Origin of the sequence: Corynebacterium wankanglinii (assembly GCF_013601005.1) — a bacterium.
GTDB lineage: Bacteria > Actinomycetota > Actinomycetes > Mycobacteriales > Mycobacteriaceae > Corynebacterium > Corynebacterium wankanglinii.
Genome location: NZ_JABFED010000014.1, coordinates 1 through 1,186, shown reverse-complemented (window position 1 = coordinate 1,186; position 1,186 = coordinate 1). Strand labels below are relative to the sequence as shown.

Here is a 1,186-nt window from a genome sequence, read left to right as displayed (position 1 = left end):
CGCTGAAAATGCCGGCCTTTGAATGGGTTCATGTGCAGCTCCATCAGCAAAAGGGGATGATAAGTTTATCACCACCGACTATTTGCAACAGTGCCCCGTCCGGATACTGCCAGATATCGGCGTCCAGGGAGATGTCCTGAAGCGCGGTGTCCGGAATTTCAGGTTTGTGTCTCTACAAAGACTAACTATCAGAAAAACTCATCGAGCATCAAATGAAACTGCAATTTATTCATATCAGGATTATCAATACCATATTTTTGAAAAAGCCGTTTCTGTAATGAAGGAGAAAACTCACCGAGGCAGTTCCATAGGATGGCAAGATCCTGGTATCGGTCTGCGATTCCGACTCGTCCAACATCAATACAACCTATTAATTTCCCCTCGTCAAAAATAAGGTTATCAAGTGAGAAATCACCATGAGTGACGACTGAATCCGGTGAGAATGGCAAAAGCTTATGCATTTCTTTCCAGACTTGTTCAACAGGCCAGCCATTACGCTCGTCATCAAAATCACTAGCATCAACCAAACCGTTATTCATTCGTGATTGCGCCTGAGCGAGACGAAATACGCGATCGCTGTTAAAAGGACAATTACAAACAGGAATCGAATGCAACCGGCGCAGGAACACTGCCAGCGCATCAACAATATTTTCACCTGAATCAGGATATTCTTCTAATACCTGGAATGCTGTTTTCCCGGGGATCGCAGTGGTGAGTAACCATGCATCATCAGGAGTACGGATAAAATGCTTGATGGTCGGAAGAGGCATAAATGCCGTCAGCCAGTTTAGTCTGACCATCTCATCTGTAACATCATTGGCAACGCTACCTTTGCCATGTTTCAGAAACAACTCTGGCGCATTGGGCTTCCCATACAATCGATAGATTGTCGCACCTGATTGCCCGACATTATCGCGAGCCCATCTATACCCATATAAATCAGCATCCAGGTTGGAATTTAATCGCGGCCTCGAGCAAGACGTTTCCCGTTGAATATGGCTCATAACACCCCTTGTATTACTGTTTATGTAAGCAGACAGTTTTATTGTTCATGATGATATATTTTTATCTTGTGCAATATAACATGGGTTGGCACTGTTGCAAATAGTCGGTGGTGATAAACTTATCATCCCCTTTTGCTGATGGAGCTGCACATGAACCCATTCAAAGGCCGGCATTTTCAGCG

1 protein-coding gene is annotated in these 1,186 nt (G+C 44.4%); it reads right to left on the bottom strand.

Translation table 11 applies throughout. From position 1 onward, the window contains the following. Positions 1–188: 188 nt before the first annotated feature. Positions 189–1,004, bottom strand: a complete 816-nt coding sequence (aph(3')-Ia, locus tag HMA55_RS11215; protein WP_000018326.1) for an aminoglycoside O-phosphotransferase APH(3')-Ia — start codon at positions 1,002–1,004, stop codon at positions 189–191. Positions 1,005–1,186: the final 182 nt, after the last annotated feature.